Annotated in this window: 16 protein-coding genes; 1 reads left to right on the top strand and 15 read right to left on the bottom strand. The window is 64.2% G+C overall.

Features of this window, described 5'->3' with window-relative positions:
- Nucleotides 1-40: 40 nt before the first annotated feature.
- Nucleotides 41-964: a DUF2877 domain-containing protein gene (locus AWB74_RS32920; RefSeq protein WP_061150799.1), complete on the bottom strand. Its 924-nt coding sequence runs from the start codon at nucleotides 962-964 to the stop codon at nucleotides 41-43.
- Between the two features lie 5 nt (nucleotides 965-969).
- Nucleotides 970-1,638 carry a cysteine hydrolase family protein gene (locus tag AWB74_RS32915; protein ID WP_061150798.1) on the bottom strand — a complete coding sequence of 223 codons (669 nt, stop codon included), beginning with the start codon at nucleotides 1,636-1,638 and terminating at the stop codon, nucleotides 970-972.
- Nucleotides 1,639-1,816: 178 nt separating this feature from the next.
- Here AWB74_RS32915 and AWB74_RS45850 point away from each other — a divergent pair, with 178 nt between their 5' ends.
- On the top strand, nucleotides 1,817-2,011 hold the full coding sequence (locus AWB74_RS45850) for a hypothetical protein (protein ID WP_143749362.1): 195 nt from the start codon (nucleotides 1,817-1,819) through the stop codon (nucleotides 2,009-2,011).
- A gap of 7 nt (nucleotides 2,012-2,018) precedes the next feature.
- On the opposite strand, the gene AWB74_RS32910 is transcribed toward AWB74_RS45850, so the two are convergent.
- The 13 genes from AWB74_RS32910 to AWB74_RS32850 all read right to left on the bottom strand — a co-directional run bounded on the left by AWB74_RS32910 (nucleotide 2,019) and on the right by AWB74_RS32850 (nucleotide 13,672).
- Nucleotides 2,019-3,821 carry an FAD-dependent oxidoreductase gene (locus AWB74_RS32910; protein ID WP_061150797.1) on the bottom strand — a complete coding sequence of 601 codons (1,803 nt, stop codon included), beginning with the start codon at nucleotides 3,819-3,821 and terminating at the stop codon, nucleotides 2,019-2,021.
- Entirely contained in the window at nucleotides 3,818-4,909 is a 1,092-nt protein-coding gene (locus AWB74_RS32905; protein WP_407642498.1) for a DedA family protein/thiosulfate sulfurtransferase GlpE, read from the bottom strand. Before AWB74_RS32905 ends, AWB74_RS32910 begins: the two co-directional genes overlap by 4 nt.
- 268 nt (nucleotides 4,910-5,177) lie before the next feature.
- The gene (gene denD, locus AWB74_RS32900; RefSeq protein ID WP_061150795.1) at nucleotides 5,178-6,143 is read right to left on the bottom strand and encodes a D-erythronate dehydrogenase; all 966 of its coding nucleotides are present in this window, start codon (nucleotides 6,141-6,143) and stop codon (nucleotides 5,178-5,180) included.
- A gap of 13 nt (nucleotides 6,144-6,156) precedes the next feature.
- Nucleotides 6,157-6,945: a 2-oxo-tetronate isomerase gene (otnI, locus tag AWB74_RS32895; protein WP_061150794.1), complete on the bottom strand. Its 789-nt coding sequence runs from the start codon at nucleotides 6,943-6,945 to the stop codon at nucleotides 6,157-6,159.
- Nucleotides 6,946-7,263: 318 nt separating this feature from the next.
- Nucleotides 7,264-7,905, bottom strand: coding sequence for a 3-oxo-tetronate 4-phosphate decarboxylase (gene otnC / locus AWB74_RS32890; RefSeq protein ID WP_061150793.1), 642 nt, complete (start codon nucleotides 7,903-7,905; stop codon nucleotides 7,264-7,266).
- Nucleotides 7,905-9,191, bottom strand: a complete 1,287-nt coding sequence (gene otnK, locus AWB74_RS32885) for a 3-oxo-tetronate kinase (protein WP_061150792.1) — start codon at nucleotides 9,189-9,191, stop codon at nucleotides 7,905-7,907. The genes otnC and otnK overlap by 1 nt, the downstream gene beginning before the upstream one ends.
- Nucleotides 9,188-10,084 carry an L-threonate dehydrogenase gene (gene ltnD, locus AWB74_RS32880; protein ID WP_061150791.1) on the bottom strand — a complete coding sequence of 299 codons (897 nt, stop codon included), beginning with the start codon at nucleotides 10,082-10,084 and terminating at the stop codon, nucleotides 9,188-9,190. The genes otnK and ltnD overlap by 4 nt, the downstream gene beginning before the upstream one ends.
- A gap of 9 nt (nucleotides 10,085-10,093) precedes the next feature.
- Nucleotides 10,094-10,798, bottom strand: a complete 705-nt coding sequence (locus AWB74_RS32875) for a FadR/GntR family transcriptional regulator (protein ID WP_061150790.1) — start codon at nucleotides 10,796-10,798, stop codon at nucleotides 10,094-10,096.
- Between the two features lie 87 nt (nucleotides 10,799-10,885).
- Complete coding sequence (locus AWB74_RS32870; protein ID WP_061150789.1) at nucleotides 10,886-11,224, bottom strand: thioredoxin family protein; 339 nt, start codon at nucleotides 11,222-11,224, stop codon at nucleotides 10,886-10,888.
- 71 nt (nucleotides 11,225-11,295) lie between these two features.
- Nucleotides 11,296-11,823 carry a chromate transporter gene (locus tag AWB74_RS32865; protein ID WP_061150818.1) on the bottom strand — a complete coding sequence of 176 codons (528 nt, stop codon included), beginning with the start codon at nucleotides 11,821-11,823 and terminating at the stop codon, nucleotides 11,296-11,298.
- Nucleotides 11,820-12,368, bottom strand: coding sequence for a chromate transporter (locus tag AWB74_RS32860; protein ID WP_061150788.1), 549 nt, complete (start codon nucleotides 12,366-12,368; stop codon nucleotides 11,820-11,822). The genes AWB74_RS32865 and AWB74_RS32860 overlap by 4 nt, the downstream gene beginning before the upstream one ends.
- A 6-nt stretch (nucleotides 12,369-12,374) precedes the next feature.
- Nucleotides 12,375-13,301 (bottom strand): 2-dehydropantoate 2-reductase, encoded by a 927-nt coding sequence (gene panE, locus AWB74_RS32855; RefSeq protein WP_061150787.1) that lies wholly within the window; start codon nucleotides 13,299-13,301, stop codon nucleotides 12,375-12,377.
- Between the two features lie 29 nt (nucleotides 13,302-13,330).
- Nucleotides 13,331-13,672, bottom strand: a complete 342-nt coding sequence (locus AWB74_RS32850) for a hypothetical protein (protein ID WP_061150817.1) — start codon at nucleotides 13,670-13,672, stop codon at nucleotides 13,331-13,333.
- Nucleotides 13,673-13,721: the final 49 nt, after the last annotated feature.

The following is a 13,721-nucleotide window of genomic DNA, read 5'->3' as shown; positions in this document are numbered from 1 at the left end:
TCCATACTATTTTCGATTCGACTGAAATCGCCCATTCTCTTTATGCACATTGCCGGATTGATGTTTTCGCATCGCGCATGTGAAACACCTCCTGCCATGCGCGCATTCCGTGCAAAATGCCGGCGAGACAATCCACACCCGAAGCTGCGCCCCAACTCATGACGGCATCGGCTGCATCGACGAAATCCGCGCCTGGTTCCGCACTCGATGTGATCGATAAAAACCGGTCGACCGGCTCGGAAAAATGCCCGTCGAGCGCGAGTTGCAGATAATGGCGGCTGATATCGTTCGTCCGATGCAATTGCGCGCGCAAAATCGCCGATAAAGCGTGCCGGTGCGACTCGATTTCCGGCTGACCGTGTGCTCTCCAAAGCGCCGCGAGATAGCCCAGCAAATAGTCGTCGCCATCCGGCGTGAGGCCGCCGCCGAAACCCACCAGCGCGCGAACGGCGCCTGCAAGCGTTGCGGCGTCGTCCAGCGTGCTCAGCTTCACGGCGCGTGCATGCGCGGGCCAGCCGGGCAGCCACTGGAGCGCGCCATCGACGACATGCTGCGCGCAATGCGCCCGGAGACGCTGCGCGGCGAGCGCATACCGCACCGACAACGCTCGCGCCGACGGGCGCCCGCCATTGCCGCGTTGCGTGATAGGCCGCCAGCATGCCGCGCCCGCCAGATCGACCTGCCATCCCGCGCCACGAAGCTGCGCGCCTTGCACCGCGATCCGATCGCCCTGACGCGCGTGCGCCCGCCAGTCCCAATGCGGCGGCACGCTCACGCGCGCGCCGGAGGGCAGGTTTTCGCAGGCGGCATCGACGAGCGTGAGCCAACCACCCGCTTCCGTTGTTTCCGCGACGAGATTGAGCGCGTGCCGAAAGCTGCTGTGCACCGCGTAATGCGCGGTGCGCGACAAGCCCGGCTGCGCCAGATAGCCGATGCTCAGGCCTTGCAGCGAAATCGGGCTCATCCCGCTCAGCCGCGCAGCGCCTCGATCACCGCGCTGGCTTCGCTCACCCAGCCGAAGATCGCGCCTTGCGCCTTGATCATCTCGAGCGCGGACCTCTGGAACGCCGGGAAGTACGAGCCGACGCAGTCTTGCGGCACGATGCATTCGAAGCCGCGATCGTTTGCCTCGCGCACCGTGGTCGTGACGCACACCTCGGTCGTCACGCCGCACACGATGAGCGTGCGGATGTCGTGATTCTTCAGGATGAGATGCAGATCCGTTTCATAGAAGGCGCCCTTGCCCGGCTTGTCGATGACCGGCTCGCCGGCCAACGGATAGAGCTCGGGAATCAGGTCGTGGCCCTTCTCGCCGCGCACGAGGATGCGTCCCATCGGTCCGTCGGTGCCGATGAAGGTCTTGCCGCCGCGCGTGAGTTTCGCGGGCGGGCAATCGGTCAGATCGGCGCGATGCCCTTCACGCGTATGGATGACGAGCAAGCCGGCATCACGCGCGGCGCCCAGCACGCGCTTGCAAGGCTCGATGGCCGTGCGCACCAGCGACACGTCATTGCCCAGCGCTTCGCCGAATCCGCCCGGCTCGACGAAATCGCGCTGCATGTCGATCATCACGAGCGCGGTGCGTTGCGGCTCGAAAGCGAGATCGAAAGGCTCGGCATGAAAATGTTTTTGCGTCACGGCATACTCCTCTGCTTAGTTAATTGAAATGCATCGATCTGGCGTGCTTAAAGCGCGCGCGCGAATTCGGAAAATCAAAATAAATGATTTTCTGAAATTACACGCTCAATGATTTAGCTGCCCGATTTTAGCCTGCGTTAAATTCGCCAAGCTTTCAGCCGATTATAGGCAGCAAGAAATGAAAAACGTTGAAATCATTCAACGCAAGGGATCAAATTTCTTGAAGCTCAATAATGAGCAGCCACAAACGCAATACTGGCGCGGCTTTAAACACAATTTTGCAACTGGGACGGAATGTCGCGATAAAGAAGTTTTGCGCAATGACGAAAATAAAAACGGCCACTTCAGAGTGGCCGTTTGGGGATATCGATGAAGCGTTATTACCGCGCCGGTACGCTCAACGCCTCGCGTTTCGCCAGCAGCCCGTGAATCTGCGAGACGACCGCCGCGCCTTCGCCCACCGCAGCCGCAACGCGCTTGGTGGAACTGGAGCGCACGTCGCCGATTGCGAACACGCCCGGCACGCTCGTCTCGAGCGCGAGGACGCCTTGCGTGCGCCCTTCGTGTGCCTCGGGGCCGGTAAGCACGAAACCCTTGCCATCGACATTCACGTTGCAATTGCGCAGCCAGTCGGTGTTCGGGTCCGCGCCGGTGAAGAGAAACAGATGCCGCGAATCGATCGTGAGCGGCCCGTCGGGCGTCTTGCAGTTGACGGCGGTGAGTGCGCGGCCGTCGCCATCGAGCGAGGTGATCTGCGTATGCGTGCGCACCGTCACGTTCGGCAAGGAACCGATGCGTTCCACCAGATAATGCGACATGCTCGCCGCGAGCCCCGCGCCGCGAATCAGCACGTGCACGTGCTTCGCGTGCGAAGCCAGATACACGACCGCCTGCCCCGCCGAGTTGCCGCCGCCGACGAGCACGACTTCCGCGTTCTTGCACAGCTTCGCCTCGACCGGCGACGCCCAGTAATACGTGCCGTGCCCTTCGTACCGGTCGAGCCCGGCGATGTCCGGCCGCCGATACGCCGCACCCGACGCGATCACGACCGTCTGCGTCGTCACGCGCGTGCCGTTTTCCAGCTCGATCTGAATCGGATTGCAGTCGCAATGGAGCGCCTTGATCTTCGTCGGAATCGCGATATGCGCGCCGAACTTCTGCGCCTGCACGAACGCGCGGCCGGCGAGCGCCTGGCCGGAAATGCCCGTCGGAAATCCGAGATAGTTCTCGATGCGCGAGCTCGCGCCCGCCTGCCCGCCCGGCGCGCGGCAATCGAACACCGCCACCGACAGGCCTTCCGACGCCGCATACACCGCCGTCGCGAGACCGGCCGGCCCCGCGCCGACGATCGCCACATCGTAGATATGCGCCGGATCGAACTCGGGCAGCCAGCCGAGCTGCGTCGCGATCTGATTCTCGTCGGGCGCGCGCAGCACGGTGCCGTCCGGGCAGATGACGAGCGGGAAATCGGAGGTCGATGCCGAAATGCGTTCGAGCAGCGAAATGGCGTCGGGATCGGTGCAAGCGTCGATCACCGTATGCGGATAGCCGTTGCGCCGCAAAAAGCTTTGCAGCGACACGAGGCGGCCATCGTCCGACTGGCCCAGCAGCACCGGGCCGCTGCCTTTTTCGATGAGCCCGACGCGCCGCAAAATCAGCGCGCGCATGATGCGCTCGCCCAGTTCCGCTTCCGCGACGAGCAGGGCGCGCAGACGCTCCGGCGGAATCACGATGCCGTCGACGTCCTCGGCGGCCAGGCCATCGACGAGACACGGCTTGCCCGAAAGCTGCGCCACTTCGGCGAGAAAATGCCCCGGCCCGTGCTCGACGACGAGATGCTCCTGTCCGAGCGCATTGCGCCGCGTCACGCGCACGAGCCCGGCGAGCACGATCACCATGCCGCGCCCGGTTTCGCCCGTGCGGAACATCCACTCGCCACGACGCCAGTGTGCGGCGGTGCCGAAGCGGCTCATGCGCTCGATTTCGCTGTCCGTCAGGCGCGGAAACATCTGATGCGCGCGCGTTTCGAGCGGCGAGAACGGCGCGCTTTCATCCGTCGCGATGGGCGGAGCGGCGGGCGTCGGCACGACATTCGGGTTCGGATTCTCGATAGGCTCGCGCGCGCTCCATGCGACGACATTCGGCATGCCTGGTCCGTACTCGCCATTCGGGGTGGTGCTCATGCACGATCTCCGTGTGGAAAACCCGCTTCATGAAGGGATGCCGAACCCGCCGAGGATGCCGCCGCTTTCACCGGCCACGGGCACATCGCGGCCATTTCCGCGACTTCCTCGGGCGTCGTCGCCATGAGTTCGCCGAACTCGGTCAGCGTCGCGACATCGAAACCGGCGAGCCGCCACGCGTCGAGTCCGCCCATGAGCGGCACGACGTCGCGAAAACCCGCGTTGCGCATCGTCTTCGCCATCCACGCCGCCGACACTTCGTTCGGGCACGAGCAATAGATGACGACCTTGCGCGACTTGTCATAGCTTTCGATGATGTTCGCGAGATCGCGCTCGTCGGCGAAGAGCGAGCCGGGAATCGTCTGCGGATCGAGCATGCGCTTTTCCGGCGAGCGGATATCGAAGATGACGGGCACCGGCTCGTCGTTCATCAGCGCATACAGCTCGTCCACGCTGATGCGCGCCTTTTCCAGCGTCGCCATGAGCGCGCGGCGGCGCCACCAGCGATAAACGACATAGACCGCGAGCAACGCGGCGACGACCATCACCGCCTGGCGGCCGAGCTGCGAGATCATCGCGAAGACCATTTCCAGCTGCGCCGCGAAGATCACGCCGACGGTCAGCCCGACCGCGCCCCACAACGCGATGCCCGCGCCGTCGTGCGCGATGAAGCTGCGCAGGCGCACGCCCATCGCGCCCGCGAGCGGCACGGAGACGAGCGACAGACCGGGGATGAACTTCGCGACCAGCAGCACGCGCACGCCCCAGCGGCCGAAGAAGCGCTCGGTCTTTTTCACGCAGGTATCGCGCGAAAGGGAAAGTTTGCAGATGGTTTTGAGCGTCTTGTCGCCGTACTTGCGCCCGCCCTGAAACCAGACGAGATCGCCGAGCACGCCGCCCGCCACCGCGACGCACAGCACGCCGACGAGCGGCGGCCAGAACGCGCCGCCGTCGACCGCCATCAGTGCGACGGACGCGCCGACGATGATCATCGTCGGCATTGCGGGCACGGGCAGCCCGAGCGCCGAGCCCATCACGTTGACAAAAACGATCGCCGGGCCGAATCGATCGACTAGCTGATGCAACAACATGGGAAATCTCCCGCGCGGGAAGGTGTATTCGCGAGACGACGAAACGCGCGCCGCCGAACTGGTTCAGCGGCGCGGCGAAGGCGCAAGAAGCACGAAAGCGAGCGAGATACGAGCTTGCCACCGCCCGTGGTTCAACGCGGTGCACGCGGCGCCGGGCCGACGTTCGTCACATTTAAGAGATAAGTGTAGCCCGGAAATGCGAATGCACGCATGACCGGCGGGCATCGCGTTGCACGATGCCCGGTTGAGGGTACAGAGTTTGGGATTACGCGCGTTCGTCGGCAATATAGGCGCGGATCACGTCGGCGAAATTCCTGTCGCCCGAGAGGCCCAGTTGCTCCGCGCGCGCGGTGTTCCATGCGCCCGGCCAGCTGCCGACGATCTTCTCGATGCGCTCGTCGCGCTGCCAGTCGATGCGCCCGGCTGCCTCATCGCCCGCCACTTCACGCAGCGCCGCGACCATCTCGTTCACGCTCACCGACAAGCCCGGCAGATTGATCACGGGCCGATTGCCGAGCTTATCGCGATCGATCTCGCAGCCCGCGATGAGCGCTTCTACCGCGCTTTTCGGCGAGAGCAGCCACACGCGCGTTTCGCCGTCGACGGGACACGTCGAGCGCTCGCCGTTCAGCGGCTCGCGGATGATGCCGCTCGCGAACGACGACGCCGCCGCGTTCGGCTTGCCCGGCCGCACGCTGATGGTCGGCAGGCGCAGCACGCGGCCATCGACGAAACCGCGCCGTGCATAGTCCGACAGCAGCAATTCGGCGATCGCCTTCTGCGTTCCATACGACGATTGCGGATTGAGCGCGGTGTCGTCCTGCACGACATCGGGCAGCGTGCCGCCGTAGACCGCGACCGAGCTCGTGAACACGACGCGCGGCTTGTGCCCCGCCGCGCGGCACACTTCGAGCAGCGCGCGCGAGGCGTCAAGGTTGATCTTCATGCCGAGATCGAAGTCGGCTTCGGCCTGGCCGCTCACGATCGCGGCGAGATGGAAGATCGCTTCCGTCTGCGTATCGATATGGCGGCGCAGCACGGCAGGATCGGAGATATCGCCGGTTTCCGCGCGCACGCGTTTGTCGCTCAGAAGGCGTTCGTCGTGAGGGCGCGCGACGTCCAGCAGCACGATTTCCGTGACCGGCTTGCCGTTCAGTTCGTTTCGGTCCAGCAGACGCTTCGCGAGACGCTGGCCGATGAAACCCGCGCCGCCGGTGATGAGAATCTTCATGTGCGCTTCCTTTTTACAGATAAGGTTTGAGCCAACCGAGACCTTCAGATGTGCCCGCCTTCGGTTTGTATTCGCAGCCGACATAGCCCTCGTAGCCGAGGGAATCGATCAGGTCGAACAGATACGGATAGTTCAGCTCGCCGATGCTCGGTTCATGCCGCTCCGGCACGCCCGCGATCTGGATATGGCCGATGCCCGCGTTCGGGCGCTTCATGTCGCGTTTCAGTTTTATCGCGATGTCGCCTTCTACGATCTGGCAGTGGTAGATGTCGAATTGCACTTGCAGGTTTGGTGCTTTTATCTCGTCGCAGATTTGCTGGGCTTCGTCCTGGCGGTTCAGGAAGAAGCCGGGGATATCGCGGGTGTTGATCGGCTCGATTACGATGCCGATGTTTGCCTTCTGCGCTTCTCTTGCCGCGTATTCGAGGTTCTTTTTGTACGTTTCGCGGTGTTTGTCGCGAGGTTGATCTTTGGCGATCAGGCCGGCCATTACGTGGAGTTTCTTGTTGCCCAGCACGGCGGCGTATTCGAGGCCTTTCTCGACGCTTTGCCTGAACTCTTCTTCCCTTCCAGGTATGGACGCGATGCCTCGCTCGCCCTTGCTCCAATCGCCCGGTGGCGCGTTGAAAAGCGCTTGCGTCAGGTTGTTGTCTTTTAGACGCTGCTCGATGTCGCTTGCTGCAAAGTCGTACGGGAACAGGAATTCAACCGCCTTGAAGCCGTCTTTCGATGCCGCTGCGAAACGGTCAAGGAACGCATGCTCCGTGTACATCATCGTCAGGTTTGCTGCGAATTTTGGCATTTTCTTCGTGCTCCCTATGGAATCCTGATTTCATGTCGGTTTATTGGTGTTGCCCCTATGCGGGGCAGCAGTCACTTTCTTTGCTGCTGCAAAGAAAGTAACCAAAGAAACAGCTCTCCCCAGCCTAAGCACTTCACGCCGGCCGCGGCACAGGCGATTGGCTGAATGGAACCCGGAGTAGCGAGTGTTCTCGTAGGTCTGTTGCGGCGTGGATCGCGCACGGTCTGACACCTCGCATCGCTCAACTCTCTGGTGCAGCTCCTGCAAGCTCCGGCACTGCGCTGCGCGCTGCCGTGGGGTCGTTCTGGTTTCGGTTTGCTACCAGCGTGCGCCGAATGTTTTTCTTAGATCCTCTATCGCTGCTTCCGGTAACGGTTCGGGGCGCGGCATCATCGACAAATATAGCCGCGCCGTCTCCTCCAGCTCCTCCAGCGCATAACTCGCGTGCGATACCGTCTTCTCCCATACCACCGGTCCCAGACGCTCCAGCAACACCGCGCGCACCCTCGATGCCAACGCCGCCACTTCCTCCGCAACGCCCTCGTCTCCCGGACGGCGGTACGCTATCAACGGCACATGGCCCACCTTCATCACGTAGTACGGCGTGATCGGCGGCAAGACATCATCGTTGCTCCATACGCCGGCCAACGTCAGCGCGACCAGATGCGTCGAATGCGTGTGCACCACGCCTTTCGCTCCGGCATTGTTTTCATAGATCTTGCGATGCAGCGCCAGCGTCTTCGACGGCCTTCCGCCCGACACATGATTGCCCTTGCTGTCCACCTTCGCTATGTCGTTCGGATCGAGGCGGCCAAGGCACGCGTCCGTCGGTGTGATCAGCCAGCCATCATCGAGACGCGCACTGATATTGCCCGCGCTGCCAACCGTGTAACGACGCTCGTACAGGCTCTTGCCCGTCACGCAAATATCTTCCCGAATGCGGTTCTCGTTCGATGCCATCACAGTGCCTTCAACGCCTTCTCGAAGAAATCGGTCGTGCCGAAATTGCCGGACTTGAGCGCGAGACCGATGCTGTCTTCTTCGTTTCTGCCAATCGCTTGCGTCGCGGGCACGCCCGGATCGATCTGCGGCCCAATCCTCAAGCTGCGCACGTTCAGCGCTTGCACCACCGCGCCCGAGGTCTCGCCGCCCGCGACGACGAACTTGCGTACGCCCTCGTCCCGCAACTTGCGCGCGATCGACGCAAGCGCGTCTTCGACCAGATGCCCCGCCTTCTCGACGCCCAACTCCTTTTGCACCGCCTTTACTTCATCCGGTGATGACGTCGCGTAGATCAGCACCGTCTCGTTCTCCGCGAAACGATCGCGCGCGAACGCGACCGCTTCATCGACCACCGGCTCGCCGCGCGACAGCGCCATCGGATCGACTCGGAATGCCGGCTTCGTTTCGCGCCAGTGCGCAACCTGCGCGTTCGTCGCCTTCGATGCGCTGCCCGCCAGCACCACCGACTTGCCTTCGAGCTTCGGCAAGTCCGCGGCGTGTTCCGCGTGCGCAAGCAGATTCGCCGCGCGAAAGTTCTGCGGAAGCCCGAGCGCGATGCCAGAGCCGCCCGTGATCAGCGCGAGATCGCGGCACGCGTCGCCGAGCGTGTACAGATCGGCGTCGGAGACGGCATCGGCGATCGCCAGGCGCACGCCGTCCCGCTTCAATTCGTCGATGCGCGCGCGGATCGCGTCGGCGCCCTTCGCGATCGTGTCGTAGCGGATCAAACCGACCTTCGACTTCGTCTGCCGCTGCAAGACGCGCACGAGGTTCGGATCCGTCATCGGCGTGAGCGGATGATTCTCCATGCCCGATTCGTTCAGCAACACATCGCCGACAAACAGATTGCCGCGAAAGATCGTGCGGCCGTTCTCGGGAAACGCCGGGCACGCAATCGTGAAATCGTCTTTCAGCGCGTCCAGTAGTGCGTCCGCGACCGGGCCGATGTTGCCTTCGTCGGTGGAATCGAAGGTCGAGCAATACTTGAAGATGAACTGGCGACAGCCCCGCGCGCGCAGCCATTCGAGCGCGTCGAGCGACTGGCGCACGGCGTCGGCGGCGGGAATCGTGCGCGACTTCAGCGCGACGACGAGCGCGTCCGCGTCGATCTGCGTATCGGCAGAAGGAACGCCTATGGTCTGCACCGTGCGCATGCCGCCGCGCACGAGCATGTTGGCGAGATCGGTCGCGCCGGTGAAATCGTCGGCGATACAGCCGAGCAGTGCCTGCGCCGCTTGCGTCATGCCTTCGCTCCCTTCGGGATCTCGATGCCCGGAAAAATCTTGATGACCGCGGAATCGTCCTCGCCGCCGTGTCCGGCCGTGGACGCCATCATGAACATCTGATGCGCCGCCGCCGACAGCGGCAGCGGAAATTTCGACGTGCGCGCCGTATCGAGCACGAGGCCCAGATCCTTCACGAAGATATCGACAGCCGAGAGCGGCGTGTAGTCGCCCGCCAGAATGTGCGGCACGCGGTTCTCGAACATCCACGAGTTGCCAGCGCTATGCGTGATGACGTCGTAAAGCGCATCCGGATCGACGCCTTCGCGCAAGCCCAGCGCCATCGCCTCGGCCGACGCCGCGATATGCACGCCCGCCAGCAACTGATTGATGATCTTGACCTTCGAGCCCGCGCCGTGCGTGTCGCCCAGCCGATAAACCTTGCCCGCGACCGCGCCGAGCACGTCCTCGCACGCGGCGTAGGCGTCGGCAGGGCCGGACGTCATCATCGTCATGTCGCCGGAATTGGCCTTGGCCGCGCCGCCGGACAAGGGCGCGTCGAGCATCAGCACGCCTTTTTCGCCGATGCGCGCGCCGAGATCGGCGGCGAATTGCGGCGATACGGTCGCGCACGCGAGCACGACGCTGCCGCGCTTCATCGCGGGCACGGCGCCGTTTTCACCGAACAGCACGGCTTCCGTCTGCGCCGCATTGACGACGACCGTCAGCACGACATCGCACTTGCCGCCCAGCTCCGCAGGCGTTGCGCACGCGATGCCGCCTTCCGCCGCGAAGGCATCGAGCACGGGCTGGCGCACATCGCACGCATGCACCGCGAAGCCCGCGCGCAACAACGAACGCGCGACGCCCATGCCCATCGCGCCCAGGCCGATCACTCCGACGTTTCGTGTCATGTAGAGTCCTTAACAGATGCACGCTTCCGCCAGGCGGCGCGCGGCGTTGATGAGATGCGTCTGCGCGGCGGTGCGCGCGGCGGCTGCGTCGCGCGCGCGGATCGCCTCGACGATCGCGGCGTGCTCCTCGCGCACCTGACGCATGAAATCCTCGCGCAGCGCCTCGTTGCCGCGCGTGACGAGCGTGCCGGCTTCGAGATACTGGTTCAGAAAGGTGAGGGTTTTCAGGAAGTACGGATTGCCCGTCGCGTTCGCGATCTCGCGATGAAACGCGACGTCTTCAGCTACGCCGTCCTGTTTCGCGCGCACCGCTTCGTCGATGCGAGCGAGGGCGATATCGATCGCGGCCAGTTGTTCGTCGGTGCGGCGCAGCGCGGCTTCGGACGCGACTTCGGCTTCGATCGCGCGGCGCAGCGCCAGAATCTGCACGACCGCGCCCGGCTCGGCCGCCTGCGCGTAATCGATGCGCAACGGCCGGATGCCCGCCCGCTCGACGATGAACACGCCGCTGCCCTGCCGCGGCTCGACCATGCCCTCGTTCTTCAGCCGCGACACGGCTTCGCGAATGACCGTGCGGCTCACGCCGAACTCCTGCGCGAGCACGGCTTCGGTCGGCAGCTTGCCGGTCTCGGCGAAACTGCCCTTCTCGATCAGCTTCTGCAATTGCTGCGCAACGGTATCGCTCAACGCGCGCGGCGGAATCTTCTCGAACATGTGACCCGGTGAGGCTTGTAATGTCATCGGGTCATCATACAAGTTTTAGACACAAAATTTGACCAAGGGATTTCCCTTGGTCCGGCGCTATTGCGCGAGCGGTTCGTCGATGAGCGCGAGCGCGTCGCGGATTTCGGACGCGTCGCCGGGGCGCACGAGGCGTGCGACTTCCTTGCCGCCGAGCATGAAGACGAGCGTCGGCCAGAGCTTCACGCGAAACGAGCGGCCGAGCGGGCGGCCGGGGCCGTCCTCGATCTTCATGTGCTTCACGGCGCCATGCTGCTGAAACGCCTGCGCGATCAGCGGCTGCGCGGCGCGGCAGAAACCGCACCAGTCGGTGCCGAACTCGACGACCGTCGGCCCGCTCAGCGCGTCGACCTCCGCGCGCGCGGGCGCGGTCTTCGCGTATTCGATATTCATGCTCATGGCGCTCTTCCTTGCTCCTTTCGTTTCGATGAATTCAGCAGAAAACTTGCCCGGTGTTCATTGCCCTATGTTCATTGCCCGAATCCCGTCAGCCCGACGAGCGCGCCGCCCGCGAGCAGCCACAGCGGATGCAGCCGCGTCTTGTACGACACGACGGCGACGGCCGCGGTGATCGCCGCCAGCGTCCATGTGCGGTCGGACGCCTCCGCGATCAGCAACGCGCTCGCCGCGACGAGGCCCGCCGTGATCGGCACGAGGCCGAGCTGCACGAAGCGCCGCCACGGCCGGTCCTTGAAGCGCTCCCACGCGTGCAGCGCGCCGATCGTCACGAGCGACGACGGCCCGAACTTCGCGATCGACGTGACCAGCACGCCCGGCCAGCCCGCCACATGCCAGCCGATCAGCGTGACGACCATCATGTTCGGGCCGGGCGCCGCCTGCGCGAGCGCGAAGAGCGCGGAGAAATCGGCTCTCGACATCCATTCGTGCACCTGCACGACCTGGCGCTGCATTTCCGGCAGGATCGAATTGCCGCCGCCGAACGCGAGCAGCGAGAGCTGGCTGAAAATCGCGGCGAGCGAAAGGAGATCGCTTTTCATCGGCCGGCCTTCCATGCGATCAGCACCGAGAGCGGCGTGAAGACGAGCATCGTCGGCAGCAGCGGCGTGCGCAGAAACGCGATCGCGCCGAACATCAGCAGCGCGACGATGGCCGCTTCCGGCTTGCGGCGCAGCGGCCACATGATTTTCACGGCCATCGCGACGAGCAGGCCCGCCGCCGCTGCCGCGAGCCCCGCGAACAGATGCGCGATGCGCGGATCGTCATGTGTGCGCTGATAGATCACGCCGAGCCCGATCACGATCAGCGACGGCCCGACGAGCAGCCCGCACAGGCCCGCGAGCGCGCCCGGCACGCCGCGAAAGCGCATGCCGATCGCCACCGACAGATTGATCACGTTGCCGCCCGGAAGAAACTGGCAGAGGCCGAGCAGATCGGTGAACTCGTCGGCGTCGAGCCATTTGCGGCGCTCGACGATCTCGCGGCGCGCGAGCGGCAGCGCACCGCCGAACGCGGTCAGCCCGAGCGTGAGAAAGCCCGTGAATATTTCGGCGACGGTCGGGCGCGGCGGAGCGTCGTGCGTCATCGCGTGTCAGGCGCGCGCCCGGCGCGCTTCATACGCCTTCAGATGCGCGTACGCCACTTCCAGCATCGACGCGCCGTCCGGTTTCGTCCGACGCCGCGCAATCAGATCGCCGACGATGTGATCCGCTTCGATCGGCGCGTTGTTTTCCAGATCGCGCAGCATCGATGCGGTCATGGTCGAGCTGCGGTCCGTGAAGAACGAACGCGCGCGCTCGAGCACCGCTTCCGCCGGCGGATGATCGTTGTCCGCCGCGATGCCCTGACATTCCGTGAAGAGCCGCCGCAGCACGTCCTCGCCGCCGGGCGCCGCGAGGATGTCGCAGATCGGCGCGCGCATCAGGCAGGTGCCGGTGGCGAGCGTCGCGAGGAACACCCACTTGTCCCACATCGACTGGAGCACATCGTCGCTGACGGTCAGATCAAAGCCCGCATCGCCGAGTTGCCCAGCGACGGCCTCCACGCGCGGTGAACGCCCGCCCGCGCGCTCGCCGAACACGAGCGAATGCATGCTGCTCATCTGCACGATCTCGCCTTCCGCGTTGAGCGTCGCGGCAATCGAGCACTGGCCGCCAAGTACGTTCGCAGGATTGAAGCGCGCATCGAGCGCATCGAGATGGGCCATGCCGTTGAGAAGCGGCAGGATCAGCGTGTCCGGGCCGACGGCGGGCGCGAAGGAATCGATCGCGCCTTGCAGGTCATAGGCCTTGCAGCTCAGCAGCACGAGATCGAAAGGACGGTCGATGTCTTTCGCGAGCACCATCGGCGGACAGGCGAACGCGAGATCGCCTTCCGGGGTCTTCACTTTCAGGCCGCATTGCCGCAGCCGTTCCGCACGGCGCTCGCGCACGAGAAAGGTCACATTTCTGCCCGCATCGAGCAGCCGCGCGCCGAAATATCCGCCGATGGCCCCCGCGCCCACTACCAGAATCCGCATGTCTCGCTCCTTGTGTCAGATGCACGGCTTTACGCCTGCCATACGCCATAGCCCGCTTCCCGCAAGCCGATGGCCAGTTCCACTTCCATGTCGCGCGCGCCGTCGTAGGGCATCGGGTTGTACATCTCGTAGAGATGCGGCAGAAGCCGTAGCCCGAATTCGCGCACGAAGCGATTCGACTGAATGCCCGCCTTGTGTTTATCGAAACGCACGTCCGGATCGATGCCCGTCATGCCGACGTACACGAACGGCATGCCGATGACGTAATCCGGATTCGCGCGCCGAAAACGCGCTTCGTTCCAGACCGTGCCGGACAATTCGATCACATAGACGGAATAGTGATGACTGCGCGGACGCCGGGAATGCGGCATGTTTCTGCGGGCCTTCGCGGCGTGCTCGTTGCGGGCGTTCATTCTAAGG

This window comes from Caballeronia arvi (assembly GCF_001544695.2).
Classification (GTDB): Bacteria; Pseudomonadota; Gammaproteobacteria; order Burkholderiales; family Burkholderiaceae; genus Caballeronia; species Caballeronia arvi.
Note: the sequence above shows the minus strand (reverse complement) of the source record. Positions and strands in the feature narration are given on the sequence as shown.

Bases quoted from the DNA above. Each gene is read 5' to 3' on its own strand.
- AWB74_RS32920 (WP_061150799.1), bottom strand. From the start codon at position 964: ATGAGCCCGATTTCGCTGCAAGGCCTGAGCATCGGCTATCTGGCGCAG.
- AWB74_RS45850 (WP_143749362.1), top strand. From the start codon at position 1,817: ATGAAAAACGTTGAAATCATTCAACGCAAGGGATCAAATTTCTTGAAG.
- AWB74_RS32910 (WP_061150797.1), bottom strand. From the start codon at position 3,821: ATGAGCACCACCCCGAATGGCGAGTACGGACCAGGCATGCCGAATGTC.
- denD (WP_061150795.1), bottom strand. From the start codon at position 6,143: ATGAAGATTCTCATCACCGGCGGCGCGGGTTTCATCGGCCAGCGTCTC.
- otnI (WP_061150794.1), bottom strand. From the start codon at position 6,945: ATGCCAAAATTCGCAGCAAACCTGACGATGATGTACACGGAGCATGCG.
- otnC (WP_061150793.1), bottom strand. From the start codon at position 7,905: ATGGCATCGAACGAGAACCGCATTCGGGAAGATATTTGCGTGACGGGC.
- otnK (WP_061150792.1), bottom strand. From the start codon at position 9,191: ATGACGCAAGCGGCGCAGGCACTGCTCGGCTGTATCGCCGACGATTTC.
- ltnD (WP_061150791.1), bottom strand. From the start codon at position 10,084: ATGACACGAAACGTCGGAGTGATCGGCCTGGGCGCGATGGGCATGGGC.
- AWB74_RS32875 (WP_061150790.1), bottom strand. From the start codon at position 10,798: ATGTTCGAGAAGATTCCGCCGCGCGCGTTGAGCGATACCGTTGCGCAG.
- AWB74_RS32870 (WP_061150789.1), bottom strand. From the start codon at position 11,224: ATGAGCATGAATATCGAATACGCGAAGACCGCGCCCGCGCGCGCGGAG.
- AWB74_RS32865 (WP_061150818.1), bottom strand. From the start codon at position 11,823: ATGAAAAGCGATCTCCTTTCGCTCGCCGCGATTTTCAGCCAGCTCTCG.
- AWB74_RS32860 (WP_061150788.1), bottom strand. From the start codon at position 12,368: ATGACGCACGACGCTCCGCCGCGCCCGACCGTCGCCGAAATATTCACG.
- panE (WP_061150787.1), bottom strand. From the start codon at position 13,301: ATGCGGATTCTGGTAGTGGGCGCGGGGGCCATCGGCGGATATTTCGGC.
- AWB74_RS32850 (WP_061150817.1), bottom strand. From the start codon at position 13,672: ATGCCGCATTCCCGGCGTCCGCGCAGTCATCACTATTCCGTCTATGTG.